At 71.1% G+C, this 19,350-nt stretch carries 20 protein-coding genes; 5 read left to right on the forward strand and 15 right to left on the reverse strand.

Going from position 1 to position 19,350, the window contains the following annotated elements; genetic code table 11:
- Nucleotides 1–237: 237 nt before the first annotated feature.
- Entirely contained in the window at nt 238–870 is a 633-nt protein-coding gene (locus ACWD01_RS20930) for a MerR family transcriptional regulator (RefSeq protein ID WP_451163933.1), read from the reverse strand.
- Nucleotides 871–1,058: 188 nt separating this feature from the next.
- On the opposite strand from ACWD01_RS20930, the gene ACWD01_RS20935 reads away from it, so the two are divergent.
- From ACWD01_RS20935 to ACWD01_RS20950, 4 genes are read left to right on the forward strand one after another with little or no spacing between them, the layout of a single operon-like run.
- Complete coding sequence (locus tag ACWD01_RS20935) at nt 1,059–2,018, forward strand: hypothetical protein (protein WP_451163935.1); 960 nt, start codon at nt 1,059–1,061, stop codon at nt 2,016–2,018.
- Nucleotides 2,015–2,482 (forward strand): ABA4-like family protein, encoded by a 468-nt coding sequence (locus ACWD01_RS20940; RefSeq protein ID WP_451163937.1) that lies wholly within the window; start codon nt 2,015–2,017, stop codon nt 2,480–2,482. Before ACWD01_RS20935 ends, ACWD01_RS20940 begins: the two co-directional genes overlap by 4 nt.
- A gap of 26 nt (nt 2,483–2,508) precedes the next feature.
- The gene (locus ACWD01_RS20945; protein WP_451163939.1) at nt 2,509–3,471 is read left to right on the forward strand and encodes an ADP-ribosylglycohydrolase family protein; all 963 of its coding nucleotides are present in this window, start codon (nt 2,509–2,511) and stop codon (nt 3,469–3,471) included.
- A gap of 44 nt (nt 3,472–3,515) precedes the next feature.
- Nucleotides 3,516–3,911: a nuclear transport factor 2 family protein gene (locus ACWD01_RS20950; protein WP_451163941.1), complete on the forward strand. Its 396-nt coding sequence runs from the start codon at nt 3,516–3,518 to the stop codon at nt 3,909–3,911.
- 466 nt (nt 3,912–4,377) lie between these two features.
- Here the strand turns inward: ACWD01_RS20950 and ACWD01_RS20955 are convergent, their stop codons facing one another.
- The 13 genes from ACWD01_RS20955 to ACWD01_RS21015 form a co-directional block, all read right to left on the reverse strand.
- The gene (locus ACWD01_RS20955) at nt 4,378–4,998 is read right to left on the reverse strand and encodes a hypothetical protein (protein ID WP_451163943.1); all 621 of its coding nucleotides are present in this window, start codon (nt 4,996–4,998) and stop codon (nt 4,378–4,380) included.
- Nucleotides 4,999–5,230: 232 nt separating this feature from the next.
- On the reverse strand, nt 5,231–5,635 hold the full coding sequence (locus ACWD01_RS20960; RefSeq protein ID WP_451163945.1) for a VOC family protein: 405 nt from the start codon (nt 5,633–5,635) through the stop codon (nt 5,231–5,233).
- Between the two features lie 294 nt (nt 5,636–5,929).
- The gene (locus ACWD01_RS20965; RefSeq protein ID WP_451163947.1) at nt 5,930–8,758 is read right to left on the reverse strand and encodes a DEAD/DEAH box helicase; all 2,829 of its coding nucleotides are present in this window, start codon (nt 8,756–8,758) and stop codon (nt 5,930–5,932) included.
- A 158-nt stretch (nt 8,759–8,916) separates the two neighbouring features.
- A complete protein-coding gene (gene tatC, locus ACWD01_RS20970; protein WP_451163949.1) occupies nt 8,917–9,867 on the reverse strand; it encodes a twin-arginine translocase subunit TatC in 951 nt (316 codons plus the stop codon).
- 71 nt (nt 9,868–9,938) lie between these two features.
- Nucleotides 9,939–10,223 (reverse strand): Sec-independent protein translocase subunit TatA, encoded by a 285-nt coding sequence (gene tatA, locus ACWD01_RS20975; RefSeq protein WP_451163951.1) that lies wholly within the window; start codon nt 10,221–10,223, stop codon nt 9,939–9,941.
- Between the two features lie 176 nt (nt 10,224–10,399).
- On the reverse strand, nt 10,400–10,597 hold the full coding sequence (locus ACWD01_RS20980; RefSeq protein ID WP_451163953.1) for a hypothetical protein: 198 nt from the start codon (nt 10,595–10,597) through the stop codon (nt 10,400–10,402).
- A 44-nt stretch (nt 10,598–10,641) separates the two neighbouring features.
- Entirely contained in the window at nt 10,642–10,914 is a 273-nt protein-coding gene (locus tag ACWD01_RS20985) for a hypothetical protein (protein ID WP_451163955.1), read from the reverse strand.
- Complete coding sequence (locus tag ACWD01_RS20990) at nt 10,911–11,915, reverse strand: helix-turn-helix transcriptional regulator (RefSeq protein WP_451163957.1); 1,005 nt, start codon at nt 11,913–11,915, stop codon at nt 10,911–10,913. The genes ACWD01_RS20985 and ACWD01_RS20990 overlap by 4 nt, the downstream gene beginning before the upstream one ends.
- Nucleotides 11,916–11,931: 16 nt before the next feature.
- The gene (locus ACWD01_RS20995; protein WP_451163959.1) at nt 11,932–12,891 is read right to left on the reverse strand and encodes a helix-turn-helix transcriptional regulator; all 960 of its coding nucleotides are present in this window, start codon (nt 12,889–12,891) and stop codon (nt 11,932–11,934) included.
- Between the two features lie 127 nt (nt 12,892–13,018).
- A complete protein-coding gene (locus ACWD01_RS21000; RefSeq protein ID WP_356895124.1) occupies nt 13,019–13,393 on the reverse strand; it encodes an FKBP-type peptidyl-prolyl cis-trans isomerase in 375 nt (124 codons plus the stop codon).
- Between the two features lie 64 nt (nt 13,394–13,457).
- Complete coding sequence (locus ACWD01_RS21005; RefSeq protein WP_451163961.1) at nt 13,458–14,399, reverse strand: FKBP-type peptidyl-prolyl cis-trans isomerase; 942 nt, start codon at nt 14,397–14,399, stop codon at nt 13,458–13,460.
- Nucleotides 14,400–14,559: 160 nt separating this feature from the next.
- On the reverse strand, nt 14,560–15,921 hold the full coding sequence (gene pafA / locus ACWD01_RS21010) for a Pup--protein ligase (RefSeq protein ID WP_356895128.1): 1,362 nt from the start codon (nt 15,919–15,921) through the stop codon (nt 14,560–14,562).
- 9 nt (nt 15,922–15,930) lie between these two features.
- Nucleotides 15,931–17,214 (reverse strand): MFS transporter, encoded by a 1,284-nt coding sequence (locus ACWD01_RS21015; RefSeq protein WP_451163963.1) that lies wholly within the window; start codon nt 17,212–17,214, stop codon nt 15,931–15,933.
- Between the two features lie 157 nt (nt 17,215–17,371).
- Between ACWD01_RS21015 and ACWD01_RS21020 the strand changes: the two genes are divergently transcribed.
- The gene (locus ACWD01_RS21020; protein ID WP_451163965.1) at nt 17,372–18,421 is read left to right on the forward strand and encodes a LacI family DNA-binding transcriptional regulator; all 1,050 of its coding nucleotides are present in this window, start codon (nt 17,372–17,374) and stop codon (nt 18,419–18,421) included.
- A 64-nt stretch (nt 18,422–18,485) separates the two neighbouring features.
- On the opposite strand, the gene prcA is transcribed toward ACWD01_RS21020, so the two are convergent.
- Nucleotides 18,486–19,334, reverse strand: a complete 849-nt coding sequence (gene prcA / locus ACWD01_RS21025; protein WP_356895134.1) for a proteasome subunit alpha — start codon at nt 19,332–19,334, stop codon at nt 18,486–18,488.
- Between the last annotated feature and the right edge of the window lie 16 nt (nt 19,335–19,350).

Below are 19,350 nucleotides of genomic sequence, written 5' to 3' on the forward strand. Positions count from 1 at the left end.
GCGGGCTGTTCCCCCACCCGCCCCTTCCCGAACCGGGCTCCGCCCGGACCCGTACCGCGCTTCGCGCGGTGCCTCAAACGCCGGCCGGGCTGACTGTGTCAGCCTCGCCGGCGTTTGAGGCGCGGGGGTCCGGGGGCGGAGCCCCCGGTTACGGGAAGGTGGGGGTCCCCCCACGGCCGCCAGGCCGTAGGGGGCGGGTAGGGGAACACGCCCCGCGCAGCGGACCCGCCCCGCCGCCTACCCCCCGCCCCCGTCGAACGCTCGCGCCGACCCGTCCACCTGCGCCAGCCTCCGCAGCGCCGCCAGCATCGCGTCGCCGATGACCGTGCCGACGACCACGCCCTCCACCAGGTCGTCCAGGCCGAGCCGGCGCCCCACATGGGCCAGATCCGCCGCGGCGATCTGTTCCGCCGCGGCGGCGTAGGCGTCGAGGACCTCGGCGAACGCGCCGTGGCCGACCCGTTCCAGCGCCGCCAGCGCCTCCGCGAGCGCCTGGGCCGCCGGGTGGTCGTCGTCGACCTCCCACCCGCGGCGGGCGATCAGCTCGCGGACCTGTCTCCGGGCGGCGTCGGGCGGCTCGTCGCCCGTCTCGTACCGCGGTACGAGCGGGTCCGTCACCGCGCCCAGCACCTTGTGCACCGACCGGTCCGGGTCGTCGACGGCGAGGAGCACGTCCCTGATCGTGGAGACGGACAGCCCGCCGACCTCCAGCAGCGCGCGGACGAGCCGCAGCCTGCGCTCGTGCGCGTCGGAGTAGCTGGCCTGGTTGGGGCTGGTCAACTCCCCCGTCGGCAGCAGCCCTTCGCGTACGTAGTACTTGATCGTCGGTACCGGCACCCCGGTCCTGCGGCTCAATTCACCGATGCGCACCGCGTGTTCGTCCTTCCGCCCTTGCCATCCCGTGCCCCCATCATAGATAGTGCCGCTATCGGATAGTAGCGAGTGCCACTATCGATACTACAGCTGTCCATAATGCTGTCTCTGGGGGTACTGCCATGTCTTCGTCCTCGCCTGCACCCGTATCGGCCCCTCCCTGGACCTCCTGGCACCGGCCGCTCATGGTGTTCGCCGCCTCGATGGTGGTGCTCGCCGTGGTCACGGCGGTGGGTCTGGCCGTGGACGACCGGACCGTCGCCGGGTCACCGGCCTGGTTCAAGCCCTTCAAGTTCGCTGTGTCGTTCGCCGCGTACGCGCTCTCGCTCGCGTGGATGCTGTCGCTGCTGCCGCGCTACCGGCGCACCGGCTGGTGGGCGGGCACGGTCGTGGCGGTGACCAGCGGGATCGAGATGGTCCTGATCACCGGCCAGGCGGCGCGCGGCAGGCGCAGCCACTTCAACAACGAGACGCCGTTCGACAGTGCGCTGTTCACCGCGATGGCGGTGACCGTCGTGGCCCTGTGGGCCGGTGCGCTGGTCATCGCGGTGCTGCTGTTCCGCATCCGCCAGGCGGACCGCGCCCTGGCCTGGTCGCTGCGGGTCGGCTCGGTGCTCTCGCTGGCCGGAGCCGCGCTCGGGTTCCAGATGGCGCGGCCGACAGCGGCGCAGCGCGCCGAGGCGGAGACGGGCGTGCCGGAGGTCCTGGGCGCGCACGGGGTCGGCGTGACGGACGGCAGCGGCCCGTCGATGGCACTGACCGGGTGGGAGACGACGGGCGGTGACCTGCGGGTGCCGCACTTCGTCGGGCTGCACGCGCTGCAGATCCTCCCGTTCGTGCTGCTCGCGCTGGTGATGCTGGCCCCGCGCTTCGCCCGGCTGCGTGACGAGCGCGTCCGGCTGCGGCTGATCCTCGTCGTCTCGGGGGCGTACAGCGCGCTGTTCGTCCTCGTCACCTGGCAGGCGCTGCGCGGCCAGGCGCTGCTCTCCCCGGACGGGGTGACGCTCGGCGCCGCGGCCGCGATCCTGCTCGCCTCGGCGGCCGGCGTCTGGGCCGCGCTGCGCGGGGCGTCCTCGCCGACAGGCCCGGCGGAACGTACGGACGGGCCCGCCGCCACCGACACGCACAAGGAGTTCTCGGCATGACCGGCTTCCTCTTCGAACTCTCCTTCTGGCTGGTCGCCCCGGTGTGGCTGCTGCTGATCTTCGCGCCCCGGTGGCGGCTCACCGAGCGCGTCGCCGCCTCACCGCTGACGGTCGTCCCCGTGCTGCTGGTGTACGTGACGATGGCCGTGCCGGTCGCGCCGGAGCTGTGGTCCGCGGTGAGCAGCCCCGACCTCGACGTGTTCCGCGAGCTGACCGCCCGCGCGAACGGCGCGGGCGCCGTCTGGGCGCAGGTCATCGCCTGGGACCTGCTGATCGGCCAGTGGATGTACCACGAGGCGCGCCGGCTGGGCATCCATCCCGCGGTGATGGGCCCGCTGCTGGTCCTGACGATCCTGCTGTCGCCGGTCGGCCTGCTCGTCTTCCTGGTGCTGCGCGCCGCCCGCACGGCGGCCGGACGCGGACAGCCCCTGCCGAAACCGGACCGTTCGCCGGCGGTCAAGTGACCTGCCCGGCCTCGTAGGGTGACGGCATGACAGACAACCGTCTCCCGTCCACCGCCCGCGCGGTCGGCGCCGTCGTCGGCTCCGCGGTCGGGGACGCGCTGGGCGCGCCCTTCGAGTTCGGCGAACCGGGCGTGTACCGGGCCCGGTTCGGCGGCCGGGGCGGCGCGATGTGCGGCGGGGGCGGCTGGGATCCGGGCGAGGCGACGGACGACACGCAGATGGCCGTACCGGTCGGCGAGTCGCTCCTGGAGCACGGCGGGTGGGAACCGGCGGACGTCTTCCGCCGGTTCCAGCGCTGGGCGGCGGGCGAACCGAAGGACATCGGCCTCCAGACGGAGGCCGTACTCGCCAGTGGCGACCCGTGGGACACGGCCGCCGCGCTGCACTTCGCCATGACGGGCCGGGCGGCCGGCAACGGCTCGCTGATGCGGGCGGCCACCTCCGCGGTGTACTACGCGGGGGCCGGCCGCTCGGTGACGATGGACGCCGCCCGCCGCATCGCCGCCCTCACGCACGGCGACCGGGCCGCCTGGGAGGGCACCGCGGTCCTCCACGAGCTGATCCGGGTCGCCCTGGACGGCGGGGACCCGCTCGCCGCCGTCCCCCGGACGCTGAGCCATGTCGACGCGGACCACCGCACCCGCTGGGCCACGGTTCTGGCCCCGGACTGGCATCCCGACGACGCGACCGAGTTCAACGGCGCCGTGTGGCCCTGCCTCGGCTCCGCCCTGTGGGGGCTGCGCACGACGTCCTCGTTCGAGGCGTCCCTCGAGGCGGCGATCGACCTCGGCGGCGACACCGACACGGTGGCGGCGGTGACGGGCGCGCTCGCGGGCCCCGTGTACGGGATCGACGCGGTGCCCCGGCGGTGGACGGAGCCGCTGCACGTACCGCTGCCGGGCTTCGGCGGCCGGGTGCTGCGCCTCCCGGAGCTGACCGGTCTGGCCGTCGCACTGCGCCGTGGACAGTGCATCCGCCCCGGCGGATGATGGACACCAAACGGGAAATTCACGGACGAAAGGTGTGGATCACCATGTCCGAACACCCTGACTGCGCCCTGGTCCGCCGGGGCTACACAGCATTCGTCGCCGGTGACATGGACACCCTCAACGAGCTGTTCACCGCCGACGCCGTCTTCCACGTCCCCGGTGATCACCTTCTCTCCGGGCACCACAAGGGTCGGGAAGCGATCATGGGCCTGTTCCGCCGCCTCGGCGAGGAGACCGGCGGCACGATGCAGATCCTGCTCGAGTCCGTCCTGGCCGACGGGCGCGGGCACGTCATGTCGTGCCACACCGTGCGGGCGGACCGGGGCGACCGCGGCCTGGAGATGCGTGAAGGTCTGTTCTTCACGATCGTGGGCGGAAAGGTCACCGACGTCGACGAGTGCGTCGAGGACCTCGACGAGGTGAACGCGTTCTGGAAGTGACGGAGCGGCACGGACGGACACCAACCGGCCGGAGCGGCTGGACGGACGTCGCCCGGCCTTGGTACTGCTTCCCACGAGCCTGGGTGCCTGCCCGCGATCTCCTGACCGGCCTGCAGTCCGATCCTTGTCCTCCGCGCGCCGCGCACCACGAAAGAGCTGTTCAGCCCGCGCGTGGGGGCGGTCAAACTGCGGACGAACGCGAACCCAGCAGGGCTGTCGGGCGTATCGGCTCCATGGCCCGCCGGTCTCTCTGATGAGGCGGCTGGTGGTCTTGTCGTCGTAGCCGAGGACGTCCGCGACGATGGGGCCTGGTAGTTCGAGGAGTTACTGTCGGATGGCGGCGGCGCGGGCAGCGGCGGCCGGGACCCGATCCTCGTTCAGAGCGCGGAGAGGTGGTCGGGGCGAAACGGCTGGCCCGCCCGGCGGCCGGGGAAGAGCCAGCAGGATGCCGGGTTGGTGGCGGTGTTCATGTTGTCGCGGTTGGCGATGTGGTCAGCAGCAGGGCTGCGACCGGTGCGGGGACGGGCGAAGCGGGCTCGCCGAGTCGTAGCAGCACCGTGTCGCCGTCACGGATCACGTCGTCGACGCTGAGCCGGACGATGCGGCTCACGGGCTGTGGGTAAAGGAGGACGATAATCCAAATGCCGGCGCAGGGTGCGGAAGTCGGAGGACACGCAGGTGTAGAGCGACGTGGTGCTGGCGTGCTCGTCGCCGACCTGCTTCTGGACGAAGCGCGGGTCCCAGCCGTCCTCGTCAGGTGCGTGGCGTAGTACCTGCGGAAGGAGCGGAAGTCGAGCCCGTCGTCCAGGCCCAGGGCCTTGCGGTAGGCGATGAAGCGGAAGTTGAGCCGCTGGCAGCCGATCCGCAGTCCCCGTTCGGAGGGCCAGGCCGCCGGGTTGTTGTCGGTGCCGAACAGCGGGCAGACCTCGGTGAACCACTCGTCCAGGACGTCCGGGGTCCAGTCGAACACGGTCAGCACCCCGCGGCGCTTGGGCGGCGAGCCCTTCTTGGCCTTGCCGAACCGGACCTGGCACCGGCCGAACTCGCCGCCGTGCGGGTTGCGGCCGAAGTCGGCGGCGTCCAGCATCCGCGTCTCGTCGCGCCGCAGACCGTAGGCGCCGGCCCCTGTCGTCGCCGATGCCCTCGGCTACCACCAGGTCACCACGGCCCGCCTCACGTCCGAGACCGGAGGCGCCTGGAGCCGATACGCCCACCGAGAACACACCCGGTCACCAGCAGGGTGGACTCGCAGGAAACTCACGGCAGGTGACCTACGCCACGAAGTGGTAGGCCAGGGCACCCCCTGGCCTACCACTGCCTCACGAAGCTGTCGGCGTCTGCCCGTGGCTGTCATAGGGCCGCGTGATGATCTCCATGCCGTGCCCGGCCGGATCCATGAAGTACAGGCCGCGCCCACCGTAGTGGTGGTTGATCTCTCCCGGCTGCTTCAGATGCGGATCGGCGTAGTACGTGATCCCGGCCTGCTGGATACGCGCGAAGGACGCGTCGAACTCCTCGTCGGAGACGAGGAACGCGTAGTGCTGCATGACGATCGACTCCGCCGGGATGGCGGCGAAGTCCAAGGTGACCCCGTTGCTGGTGGCCACTGGAATGAACGGACCCGACTCGGTCCCGACCTCAAGCCCCAGGATGTGTGCCAGGAACTCGGCCGACTCCCGGTTGTCCCGGGCATGGATGATGGTGTGATTCAACTCGACTGACATCTGTGGAATGCCTCCGCAAGGCAATCTCACGGGCACCTCCATGCCTCACCCAGCCGGTGACCGACACGCGATGCCGTGCCCATGATCCTAAAGCACTACCGCTCACGGCGTCGAGGGCCGCACCTGGTAGCCGCCGATGACGACCACACACCGTCACCAACACTCACGACGGAACCGAGAACTGGCGACAGTTGAATACGCGAGCCCACCGGTACCAAGGGCCGTCGTCCGGCAGCGGAACGGGCCCCGGCGCACCGGCCGGGGCCCGTCGGACGTCAGCCGACGTGAACGACATCAGCCGACCGAGCTGTACGCCACCACACCGCGCAGCAGCCCGTCGACCGCCTTGCGCGCGTTCTTCGCGACGGTGCTGTTCTCCCGGGGCGCGGCCGCGGCGATCTGGCCGAGCACGTCGATGACCTGCTTGCACCAGCGCACGAAGTCGCCCGCGGGCATCCCCGCCTCACGCAGCACCGCGTCGAGCCCCTTGCCAGAGGCCCACTCGTACGCGGCCCAGGCGAAACCGAGGTCCGGCTCGCGCTGGCCCACGCCCTCCGCCTGGTTGATCCTGAACTCCTCCTCCAAGGCGTCCAGCCGGCCCCAGATGCGGACCATGTCGCCGAGGGCGGCCTTCGCCTTCCCCTCGGGCACCTTGGGTGCCAGCGCGTCGTCCGACTGCCGTGCCTCGTACACCAACGCCGAGACACACGCGGCCAGTTCCGCCGGGTTCAGCCCTTCCCAGACTCGCTCGCGCAGGCATTCGCCGGCCAGCAGGTCCAGCTCGCCGTAGAGCCGGGCGAGGCGCTTGCCGTCCTCGGTGACCTCGTTGCCGCGGAGGTAGTCCATCTCGGTCAGCAGGGCGACGATCCGGTCGAAGGTCCTGGCGATGGTGTTCGTACGGCCCTCGATACGGCGCTCCAACTGCCGGGTGTCGCGCTGAAGCCGGTGGTAGCGCTCCGCCCAGCGGGCGTGGTCCTCGCGCTCGTCGCAGCCGTGGCAGGGGTGGGCGCGCAACTCCGCGCGGAGCCTGCTGATCTCGCGGTCGTCCGCCGCGGGCGACCGGCCCTTGCGGTGCCGTTCGGGCGCGATGTGCCCCGCCTTGGTGCGCAGCGCCGACGCGAGGTCCCGACGCGACTGCGGGGAGCGGGGATTGAAGGACTTGGGGACACGCATCCGGTCCAGCGCCTCGACCGGCACCGGGAAGTCGATCGACGCCAGGCGCTTGACCTGACGCTCGGCGGTGAGCACCAGTGGGCGCGGCCCGTCGTGGTACTCGAAGCCGCGGTGGCCGCCCGTCCGCCCGGCGGGCAGCCCCGGGTCGAGAACCAGCGCCAGACCGGCGAACTTCCCCGTCGGCACATGGATCACGTCACCCGGCTTGAGCCGCTCCAGCGATGTGGCGGCCGCCGCCCGGCGCTGCGCGGCGCCCTGCTTGGCGAGCTCGGTCTCCCGGTCCTTGAGGTCGCGGCGCAGCCGCGCGTACTCCTCGAAGTCGCCGAGGTGGCACGTCATTCCCTCGCGGTACCCCTGGAGGCCCTCCTCGTTGCGCTGCACCTGGCGGGAGATGCCCACCACCGACTTGTCGGCCTGGAACTGAGCGAACGACGTCTCCAGCAGCTCGCGCGAGCGGTGCCGCCCGAACTGCTGCACAAGGTTGACCGCCATGTTGTACGACGGCCTGAAGCTGGAGCGCAGCGGGTACGTACGCGTGCCGGCGAGTCCGGCGAGCGCCTCCGGGTCCATGGCCCGCTGCCACAGGACCACCGCGTGACCCTCGACGTCGATGCCGCGGCGGCCGGCGCGGCCCGTCAACTGGGTGTACTCGCCGGGGGTGATGTCGGCGTGCTGCTCGCCGTTCCACTTGACGAGCTTCTCCAGCACCACGGAACGGGCCGGCATGTTGATGCCGAGCGCCAGCGTCTCCGTCGCGAACACGGCCTTCACCAGGCCGCGTACGAACAGTTCCTCGACGACCTCCTTGAAGGTCGGCAGCATGCCGGCGTGGTGCGCGGCGATCCCCCGCTCCAGGCCCTCCAGCCACTCGTAGTAGCCGAGGACGTGCAGGTCCTCGCCGGGGATGGAGGCGGTCCGCTCCTCGACGATCTCGCGCACCGTGACGCGCGCGTCCTCGTCGTTGAGCCGCAGGCCCGCGTAGAGGCACTGCTGCACGGCGGCCTCGCAGCCCGCGCGGCTGAAGATGAACGTGATGGCCGGCAGCAGCCCTTCGGCGTCGAGCCGGTCGATGACCTCGGGCCGGCCGGGCGTCCAGATCCGGCCGCGCTGCCGCCGCTCGCGCTCCCGGTCCGCCTCCCGCACCATCTTGCCGCGGCGGCGGTCGCGCGGGTTGTACGTACGGCTGTTCTCCATCCGGGCCAGCCGCACGAGATCGGGGTTGACCTCGCGGCGGGCGACACCCCGGCCGCCGTGGTCGGTCTCCTCCTCGAACAGGTCGTACATCCGCCGCCCGGCCATGACGTGCTGCCACAGCGGGACGGGGCGGTGCTCGGAGACGATGACCTCGGTGTCGCCGCGGACGGTGTCGAGCCAGTCGCCGAACTCCTCCGCGTTGGACACGGTCGCCGAGAGCGACACGAGGGTCACCGACTCGGGGAGGTGGATGATCACTTCCTCCCACACGGCGCCGCGGAAGCGGTCGGAGAGGTAGTGCACCTCGTCCATGACGACATAGCCGAGGCCCGTGAGCGACTGGGAGCCCGCGTACAGCATGTTGCGCAGCACCTCGGTGGTCATGACGACCACCGGCGCCCCGGCGTTGACGCTGTTGTCACCGGTCAGCAGGCCGACCTGCGCGGAGCCGTACCGCTTGACCAGGTCGGTGTACTTCTGGTTCGACAGGGCCTTGATGGGGGTGGTGTAGAAGCACTTGCGGCCCCGCTCGAGGGCGAGATGGACGGCGAACTCGCCGACGATGGTCTTGCCCGAGCCGGTGGGCGCGGCGACGAGCACGCCTTTGCCCGCCTCCAGGGCCTGGCACGCCTCGATCTGGAAGGGATCGAGATCGAAGTCGTACATCGCGCGGAAGGGGGCCAGCGCTGTGGCCTCTTCGACGGCGCGGACGCGGGCGGCGGCATAGCGCTCTGCGGGAGAGAGATCCTCGGTCATCTTGTTCACGAGCCTACCCGCCGCCTCTGACAGTCAGCCGATCTTTAATCGGACGAGAGCACCTACCGGCGGGAGTACCCGTGGGGTGGCGCCGATACATGCGGAAGCGGGGCCCCGCCGCCTCGGCGTGCCCCGCTTCGCGTCCTGAAGGCGATGCCTCAGGTGATGTCGTCGTAGCTGCCCCGCGGGTGCGAGCGGCCGCCGTCGGCCTCGCCGGTGGCCTGCTCGGGCAGGGCGCCGGCGGTGGTGGCGACCGGTTCCACCTCGCCGAGGGCGGCGGGCGTGAGGTCGAGGTCGGAGGCCTCGTCGTCGCTCAGCTCGGGGCCCTCGGCACGCCGCCTGCGGCGGTCGTTCAGCAGCGAGAAGCCGACCGCGGCGAAGTAGAGGGCCGTCATGGGCACGGCGAGGGCGATCATGGACAGTGGGTCGGTGGGCGTCACCAGGGCGGAGAACACGGCGATCGCCATCACCATGCCGCGCCACCAGCCGAGCATCCGCTCGCCGCTGATCACGCCGCTGGCGTTGAGCAGCGACAGCATGAGCGGAAGCTGGAAGGCCAGTCCGAAGGCGAGCACCAGCTTGATCGACATGCCGATCATGTCGTCGACCGTGATGTAGTTGACCGAGCCCTCGACGCTGAAGCCGATCAGCACCGGAACGGCGAGCGGCAGGATCCAGTAGGCGAGGTAGGCGCCGAGCAGGAACAGCGGAGTGCCGACCGCCACGATCGAGATGGCGTACTTCTTCTCGTTCTTGTGCAGACCCGGGGCGACGAAGGCCCAGAGCTGGTAGAGCCACACCGGCGCCGCGCCCACGAGGGCGGCCATCACGGCCACCTTGACGTAGGTGGTGAACGGCGACGTGATGCCGATCTGGGAGAGCACGGCGCACTTCCCGGCCTGCGCCGCCGGGTCCTGGTCACTGGTGCACCGCGGCACCGGCGCGCTCAGGAACTCGGCGATGTCCTTGGCGTAGAACAGCGCCACGATCATCAGCGGTACGACGGCCACCAAAGCCTTGAGCAGCCGGTTGCGCAGCTCGCGCAGGTGCTCGACCAGGGGCATGCGCCCCTCGGGGTCCCTGGTCTTCTTTTGGGCAGACTTGAGCAACCCAGGTCCTCATCTCGGGGAGCAGCCGGCCACCATGACGACCGCCCGGTGCCTGTGTGATCCGGTGGGCGTCAGCCCTGGGTGGTGTGCTTCGTCTCGTCGACGGGACGGGACGTGGAGACGTCACCGGGAGCAGCCTGGATGGTCTTGGGCGAGCTCTGTGCGGCGGCGGTCCCGGAGTCCTTCTGGGTGTCGTCCGTCGCGGGGCCGTCGTTCTTCATCGCGGCGGCCTCGCTCTTGAGGATGCGTGCGGACTTGCCCAGCGAGCGTGCCATCTCGGGGAGCTTCTTGGCGCCGAAGAGCAGCACGACGATCCCGAGGAGGATGGCCAGTTGCCAGACACCGACCTGACCCATGATTGCCTACCTTCTGACCGAGGTCACATGATTAGCGGACGCTGTGGAGCAGGACTGCGTGAAGGCCCGCACGAGAAGTCATCGTAACCCTGGTGAGTGAACGCATAGCAATGCCCGCGTATCTTCCTTCCGTCCGGCCGGACCCCGCCGGCCGTCCGGCCGGGGGCCCCGTCCGGTCAGCGCAGGGTCTCGCCGGAACGGGCGAGTCCGGTGGCGGCGCGTTCCAGGTCCTCGGTGGCCCGGTTGATGCGTTCCGCAGTGCGGGCGACCTCGCGGCCCAGGCGCTGTGCCTCGATGAAGACCTTGATGCCGAGGATTCCGAGGACCGCGATCCCCAGAAAGCCGAGTGCGATGGCGAGCATGGGCCAGAACATGCGCAGAGCCTAGACCGTTCCCGTAGCGGTTCCTGGACGTGACGTCACACGGTGGAGTGCAGGCGCAGGGTCCGCACCCCGCCGTCCATGAGCAGTTCCACGATCCGTTCACCGGCCGGCTTGCGGACCGCGGAGCCACACTCCGGGCAGGTGAAGGAGTAGAACGTGGTGCGGCGGCTGCCGCCGATGGCGAGGCGAAGCGCTCCCGCGGACAGCTCGAAGCGCGCCCGGCAGTCGGGGCAGGCGGCCTTGAACAGTACCGGCCCGACGCGGGCGGGGACCGGCGACATCGCGGGGACGCGCGGTGTCACGGTCATGAGGCGCCGACTCCCTGCGGTTCGGGTTCCTGCCGCTCGTGGCCCTCGTACGCGGCCAGCGCGTCGCGGGCCGCCGCGCGGGCGCTGTCCGCGAGGTCCTGCGGCGACACGATCCGGCCGTCCCTGCCGAGCCGCAGCGCGAGCCGGCGCAGCGAAGCGGGCGAGGGCGTACGCAGCGTGATGCGCAGACCACCGCCGGGCAGCTCCTCGGCCCGGTCGTGCGGGTAGTACTCGGCGACCCAGCGGCCGCCGGGGGCCACCTCGACGACGACCTCCGGGTCGTCGGCGGACGGCTGCACCAGGCCCTCGGACAGGTCGCGCAGTTCGATCTCGGGCGGCGCGGCAGGCTCGTCGAGCAGCCGGATCTCCGCGACCCGGTCGAGCCGGAAGGTACGGCGCGCCTCGGAGAGGCGGCACCAGGCCTCCATGTACGTGTGGCCGACGGCGAACAGCCGGATCGGGTCCACCTCGCGCTCGGTGAGCTCGTCGCGCGCGGGCGAGTAGTAACGCAGCCAGAGCCGCCGGCGCTCCGAGATCGCCCGGTCGACGTCGGCGAACACCCCGCCCTCCGCCTCGAAAGTCACCGAGAGCCGGGAGCTGGCGCCCGCCGCCTCCCCGGCCGCACCCTCGACCTTGGCGGTGGCCCGCAGCAGCGCCTCGCGGTCGCCCTCCCGCAGCCCGGGGAGCGTCGCCACGGCACGGGCGGCGACGAGCAGCGCGGTCGCCTCGTCGGCGGCCAGCCGCAACGGCTCCGCGGTGGACTCGCCGGACGCGTCCGGGTTGCGCCACCAGATCCGCTCACCGTCGGTGTCGATGTCCAGCAGATCGCCGCCGCGGAAGCTGGTCCCGCACATGGGCAGCACGTCGAGGTCGGAGATCAGCTCGTCCTCGGTGATGCCGAAGGCGCGGGCGACGTCCGCGATGTGCGCGCCGGGGCGCTCCCGCAGATAGGTCACCAGCGACAGCATCCGCCGGGTCTGGTCGATGGCATTGGCCGCCATGGTCCGCGACTCCCCCTCAGCCCTTGGCCACGGCACGCAGCCGGTCGACCACGTCCGCCCGCAGATCCGCGGGCTCCAGCACGACGACGTCCGGCCCGAACTCGACGAGCCAGGCGTCCAGACCGTGTCCGTACGGAATCTCCAACTCGTCCCACCCGTCGCCGAGTTCCCGGACCGCGGTGGCCCGTGAGCGCAGCGGGTAGCCGCAGCCGGCCCGGAGCCGGATCAGCGCCGAACGGGTCGCCGTCTCACCGGCCCAGCTCTCGACGGTCTCCCGGACGGTGACGACGTCGGGCACGGGCACGGTGAACGCCCCCGAGCGGGACGAGCGGACCTTGCCGGAGATGCGCGAGAGACGGAAGACCCGCTCCGCGCCCCGGCTGCGGTCGAAACCCGCCAGATACCAGTGGCCGCGCCAGCATTCGAGCGTCCACGGCTCGACATGACGCTGCTCGGGGCTGGCCGAGTTGGCCTTGCGGTAGTCGAAGAGGACCGGCCGGCGGTCACGGCAGGCGAGCATCAGCGGCTCGAAGGCCGCCTCGTGGACGGGGATGCGCGGTTCGAGGGCGCTGTGGTGCAGCTCGTACGCGTCCTCGGTCTCCGGCATCCCGGCCGCCCGCAGCTTCTGGAGGGCGCCGCTGGCGGCCCCGGCGAGCCGCGCCTGCTGCCACACCTTGGCGGCCAGGCCCAGCGCCGCGGCCTCCTCGGCGTCCAGGGTGATGGGCGGCAGGCGGTTGCTGTCCCGGCGCGCCAGATAGCCGATGTCCCCGTCCAGGGACTCCACCGTCTCGATCACCAGGCCGAGTTCCCGCAGATCGTCCTTGTCGCGCTCGAACATCCGGTTGAACGAGTCGTCGGAACCCGCTTCCAGGTAGGCCTCGATGGACCCGCGCAGCTCGCGCTTGCTGAGCGGGCGCCTCGTCCCGAGCAGGCACAGCGCCAGATTCATCAGCCGCTCGGCCTTGGCAATCGCCATCGACGCCCTTCACCTCTTTTTATGAAGTCCCTTACGCCTGTCGACCGTACCGCCCCGGGGTGTCCGGACAAAAGCGAGGGCCCGTGCCTCAGGCACGGGCCCTCACGTCGTCACCGGTCGACCGGGCTCAGACTCCCACCAGGTCGCAGACGAAGATCAGCGTCTCACCGGGGGCGATCGCGCCGCCGCCGGCGCCGCGGTCCCCGTAGGCGAGGTGCGGGGGAATGGTCAGCTGGCGGCGCCCGCCGACCTTCATGCCCTGCACGCCCTGGTCCCAGCCGGAGATGACCTGGCCGGCGCCGAGCTGGAACTGCAGCGGCGTGCCGCGGTTCCAGGAGGCGTCGAACTCCTCACCGGTGGAGAAGGCCACGCCCACATAGTGGACGGAGACGGCGTCGCCCGCCTTCGCCACCGGGCCGTCGCCCTCCCAGATGTCCTTGATCTCCAGTTCGGCCGGCGGTTCGCCGCCCGGGAAGTCGACCTCGGGCTTCTCGATGCTCACGGATGTTGCTCCTTGCGTTCTTGAGCGATCAACCGGGACAGTCTCGCAGAATGTCCCGGCCCGCCTACTGAACGGCCAGGATGTCGACCGTGAAGACCAGGGTGGACTTGGCCGGGATGCCCTGCTGCTCCTGGTCGCCGTAGCCCATGTCCGGCGGGACGACGAGCAGCACGCGGCTGCCGGCCTTCTTGCCCTCGAGGCCCTTCTGCCAGCCCGGGATGACCTGCGCGAGCGGGAAGCTCACCGGCGCGTTGCCCCTGGCGTAGCTGCTGTCGAACTCCTTGCCGTCCTTCCACAGGACGCCCTGGTACTTCACGGACAGCGTGTCCGTGGCCTTGACCGCCGGGCCCTTGCCCTCGATCACGTAGTTCGACACGAGCTTCGCCGGAGCGTCCTTCTTGGGGACGGTGAGCGACGGCTTCTCGCCGTCCGTGTTCGTGCCGACCTTGGGCAGGTCGATGTTGTCCTGGGCGACCTCGCTGCCCTCCGCGGAGACCGGGAGCGTGGTGCCCTTGACGATGTCCATGACGAACACCAGCGTGGAATTGGCCGGGATGCTGCCCTGCTCCTGGGCGCCGTAGCCCAGGTCCGGCGGGATCGACACCTCGAGGCGGCTGCCGACCTTCTGGCCGTCGAGCGCCTTCTGCCACCCCTCGATGACACCGCCGCCGCCGAGCGTCACGGTGAACGGCTCGCCGCGGTCGAAGCTGTTGTCGAACGGCTCCTCGCCGTCCCACACCTGACCCAGGTAGTCGACCTGGGCGACATCACCCTTCTTGAGGGTCTGCCCCTTGCCCTCGCTGACGACGTTGACCTTCAGGTCCTTCGGGGGCTCGCCCTCACCCTTGGCGAGGGTCGGCTTCTCGCCGAACTTCTCACCCTCGGTGATCGCGGGGAGCCCCTTCGTCATCTGGGTGGAAGCGGAATCGGAGCCCTGGTCGTCGCCGCACGCCGCTGTCGTCAACAGCAGCAGGGGTACGACGAGCAGGCCGGCAAGTCGGCGCACGTGGTCCTCAGATCTCTAACGGCTCGGTGGATGCGGGACACTCTAGGCCGTGCCGAGGGCCCCGCACGAGAAACGTACGGGGCCCGGGTGACGTTCCGACACACGTGCGACACGCCCGGAAAGCGTCGGCCGACGGCGAGATCACCTGCCGTCGAGCGGCTCACATACCGGCGATGAGCTTCTCCACCCTGTCGTCGACCGACCGGAACGGGTCCTTGCACAACACGGTGCGCTGCGCCTGGTCGTTGAGCTTGAGGTGCACCCAGTCGACGGTGAAGTCCCGCCGCTGCTCCTGCGCCCGCCGGATGAAGTCGCCCCGCAGCCGCGCCCTGGTGGTCTGCGGGGGCACCGACTTGCCCTCGAAGATCTTCAGGTCGTTGCAGATCCGGGCGGCCTGGCCCTTCTTCTCAAGCAGGTAGTACAGCCCGCGCCGGCGGTGGATGTCGTGGTAGGCGAGGTCTATCTGCGCGACCCTCGGGTGCGACATCGACATGTTGTGCTTGGCCCGGTACCGCTCCAGGAGCTTGTACTTCATGACCCAGTCGATCTCGGTGCCGATCCGGTCCAGGTCCTCCTCCTCGATCGCGTCCAGCGCGCGGCCCCACAGCTCCAGCACCTGCTCGACCGTGCCGGTGCGGATGCCGCGCCGGTCGACGAAGTCGACCGCCTTCTCGTAGTACTCGCGCTGCACCTCCAGCGCGGAGGCCTCCCGGCCGCTGGCGAGGCGTACCTTGCGCTGGCCCGTGATGTCGTGGCTGACCTCGCGGATGGCCCGGATCGGGTTCTCCAGGGTGAGGTCGCGCATGACCGTGCCCGCCTCGATCATCCGCAGCACCAGGTCGGTCGCGCCGACCTTCAGCAGCATCGTCGTCTCCGACATGTTGGAGTCGCCGACGATGACGTGGAGCCTGCGGTACCGCTCGGCGTCCGCGTGCGGTTCGTCACGGGTGTTGATGATCGGGCGCGAGCGGGTGGTGGCGGAGCTGACGCCCTCCCAGATGTGCTCCGCGCGCTGGCTGACGCAGTAGACCGCTCCGCGGGGCGTCTGCAGTACCTTTCCGGCACCGCAGATCAGCTGCCGGGTGACCAGGAACGGAATGAGGATGTCGGCCAGCCGCGAGAACTCGCCGTGACGCGCGACGAGATAGTTCTCGTGGCAGCCGTAGGAGTTTCCCGCCGAGTCGGTGTTGTTCTTGAAGAGATAGACGTCGCCCGCGATTCCCTCCTCGTGCAGGCGGCGTTCGGCGTCGACGAGAAGGCCTTCGAGAATGCGCTCGCCGGCCTTGTCGTGCGTGACCAGCTCGGTCACATTGTCGCATTCGGGTGTTGCGTATTCCGGATGCGAACCCACGTCGAGGTACAGGCGGGCGCCGTTCCGCAGAAAGACATTGCTGCTGCGGCCCCATGACACGACACGGCGGAAGAGGTAGCGCGCCACTTCGTCAGGTGACAGTCGGCGCTGTCCCCTGAACGTGCACGTGACGCCGTACTCGTTCTCCAGCCCGAAAATGCGGCGGTCCATGTCTGAACATTACGCCTCAGGGCCTGAGCTGAAACCGGGTTGGGCGGCACCGTTTCGATCATTTTCCGAAGTGCGGGTGACGGCATGGGCTCCGGACCCGGTGATGTCCTCGCTCCGGCCCGGAACTGCGAGTACCCGCTGAGTGGTCGTCAGAACCAGCAGTGCGGCGATTCCTCCCGCTCCGGCGACGGCGAAACTCCATGCCGTACCGCCGATCTCGACCGCCGGGCCCGCGACGGCCGTGCCGGCGGCCGCGCCCACGCCGAAGGTGGTCACCAGCCAGGAGAACGCCTCGGTGACCGTGCCGCGCGGCGCGTGCCGGTCGACGACGATGAACGCGCAGGCGATCGCGGGGGCGAGGAACACGCCGGCGAGCGCCGACAGCGCCGTCATCGCCACCACGCCGGGCGTGAGCGCCAGCGGGAGGTAGCCGAGGGCCAGCAGCGCCACGATGATCCGCAGGCGCCGCTCCGGCGGCCCGGCCCACTGGCGCGCCCCGTACGCGGTGCCGCCGATCAGCGCGCCGAGGCCCAGCGCGGCCATCAGCCAGCCGTACACGGACTCGCGCCCGTGGTCGTCGGCGTAGGCCACGCCCGCGACCGTGATGGACCCGAGGGCGAGACCGACGAAGAAGAACGCGCCGAGCAGCGCGAGCAGTCCGGGCGAGCGCAGCGCGCCCAGCCAGTGCGCCTCGCGCGGCGCGGAGCGCCAGGCGCGGGACGGCTCGGACAGTACGACCGACAGGGCGCCCACGACCCCTATGGCGTTGATCACCAGCAGCGCGGCGGCGGGCGACCAGAGCGAGACCAGCAGCGTCACCATCAGCGGACCGACGGTGAACATGATCTCCTGGGCCACCGCGTCCATGGCGTAGGCCCGGTGCACCCGCTCCTCCTGGCCCAGCACGCTGGGCCACAGGGCGCGCAGCCCTCCCTCGAGCGGCGGGGTGAACAGCCCGGCGACGGTCACCGCGGTGTACGCGACGAGCAGCGATCCGGTGCCGGCCGCGGCGAGCAGGGACATGCCGAGCGCCGAGACGACGGCGGCCGGGAGCTGCACCCTGGGCTGCCCGTACAGGTCCACGGCCCGGCCCAGCAGCGGCTGGCCGACGGCGGTGGCCAGGCCGTACACGGCGGCGAGGGCGCCCGCGAGGGTGTAGCTGCCGCCCTCCGCGCGGGTGAAGAGCACGATGGCGATGTGGGCCGTCGCGTTGGGCAGCCGGCCGACGAGGGTGCCGGTGAGCAGCCGTGCGGCGTGCGGCTGCTTGAGGAGGTCTGCGTAACCGGCGGCCATGGCCGTCCCTTCTGCCCCGTCTCCGCAGCGGGCGGCCGCGGCGAGGTTTTACGTATAACGTGAGCTCCATACGTACCATGTCGACAGTCCGCGGGTCCACAGCGCCGCCGCCCCGGACCCCGCGACACCACCGACGGGCGGCCGAGGGCGGGAGCAGATGGCACACCGGGCCCAGCAGGACCGTCCCCCCGCCGCCGGAGCAGACGCGGGCCGCCCCACCAGCCGGGACGTCGCCCGCGCCGCCGGCGTCTCCCAGGCCACCGTCTCCCTCGTCCTCGGCGACAAATGGCGCGGCCGGGTCTCCGAACGGACCGCCGCCGTGGTCCGCGACGCCGCAGAGGAACTGGGCTACCGGCCTAACCTGGCCGCCCGAAGCCTGCGCCTCGGCCGCACCAGGACCGCGCTCCTCGTCGTCCCCGCCCTCACCAACGACTTCTTCGCCCGCGTCTACACCGGGGCGGCCGCCGTCGCCGCCCGGCACGGCTTCGGCGTCGTCCTGTACCCCTCACCCGAAGGCGTCGGACCCGCCAGAGACCCCTTCGCCTCCGCCCGCGCCGCCCTGGACGGCGTCATCGCCTCCTCCATGGCCGCCCAGGCCCTCACCGCCATCCGCGGCACCGACCTGCCCCTGGTCATGCTCGACAGCGACCCCGCCGACACCGGCGCCGCCGCCCACGTCAACCTCGACATCGCCGACGGGATGCGCCAGGTCGCCGACCACCTGCTCGCGCTCGGCCACCGGCGGATCGTGCACCTCGCCTCCGCCGTCGCCTCCTGGACCTTCGACGTACGCGCCGGCGCCCTGCACACCGCGACCGACGCCGTCGCCGGCGCCCACGTGGACACGGTCACCGCACCGCTCGACGTGGACAGCGGCCGGGAGGCCGCCGTACGGGCGCTCACCGCCCCGGGACCCCGCCCCACGGCCATCGTCTGCGACGACGACATCCTCGCCGCCGGCGCCTGCAAGGCCGCCCGCAGGCTCGGGCTGCGGGTGCCGGAGGACGTCACCGTCACCGGCTTCGACGACCTCGCCCTCGCCACCGCAGTCGAACCGGAACTCACCACCGTCCGGCTGCCCGCGGAACAGGTCGGAGAACGCGGCATGACGGCGCTCCTCGACGTCCTCGACGGCCGGCGCCCCGAAGAGGGCAGCCTGCCCGTCGAACTCGTCGTACGGGGCTCCTCCGCGCCACCGGCGGCCTGACGCGCACCCGGACATGACCGCGCCCCGGACCGCACGGACGGGCGGTCCGGGGCGCGGCCGTCGGTCAGCCGGACTGGTCCGGGCTGTCCGGGGTGCTGGTGCCGGGAGTGCTGGGGCCCGGGCCGGCGGCGCCGGGAGTGCCCGTACCGGACGTGCCCTCGGTCTCGTCCGTCTCCTCGTCCGACGGCGCGTCCGTCGGTGTGGAAGCCGCGCCGTCGGCCTCCAGCAGTCGCGCCAGCTGCCGGCCCACGATCCGCTTGAACTTCCGCTGCTGAGGCCGCGTACGGTCCAGGACCGCGACCTCCAGACGCTCCGCCGGGATCTCCCGGTCGTTCCCGTTCGACTGGCTGGAAAGCGCCTGCACGGCCAGCTTCAGTGCCTCCGCCAGCGACATGCCGTCGCGGTGCCGCTGGTCCAGGAAACCGCTGATCTGCTCCGCGTTGCCGCCGACCGCGACCGAGCCGTGCTCGTCCACGATCGAACCGTCGTGCGGCAGCCGGTAGATCTGGTCGCCCTCCGGAGAGGCGCCGACCTCGGCGACCACCAGCTCCACCTCGTACGGCTTCTCACCGGCGCTCGAGAAGATGGTGCCGAGCGTCTGCGCGTACACGTTCGCCAGGCCGCGGGCCGTGACGTCGTCGCGGTCGTACGTGTAACCACGCAGGTCCGCGTAGCGCACGCCGCCGATGCGGAGATTCTCGTACTCGTTGTACTTGCCGGCCGCGGCGAAGCCGATCCGGTCGTAGATCTCGCTGAACTTGTGCAGGGCACGGGACGGGTTCTCGCCGACGAAGACGATGCCGTCGGCGTACTGCAGCACGACCAGGCTGCGGCCGCGGGCGATGCCCTTGCGGGCGTACTCCGCCCGGTCGGCCATGGCCTGCTGGGGTGAGACATAGAACGGCGTCGACACCGGCTATCCGTCCCTT

The organism is Streptomyces sp. NPDC002835, from assembly GCF_053591995.1.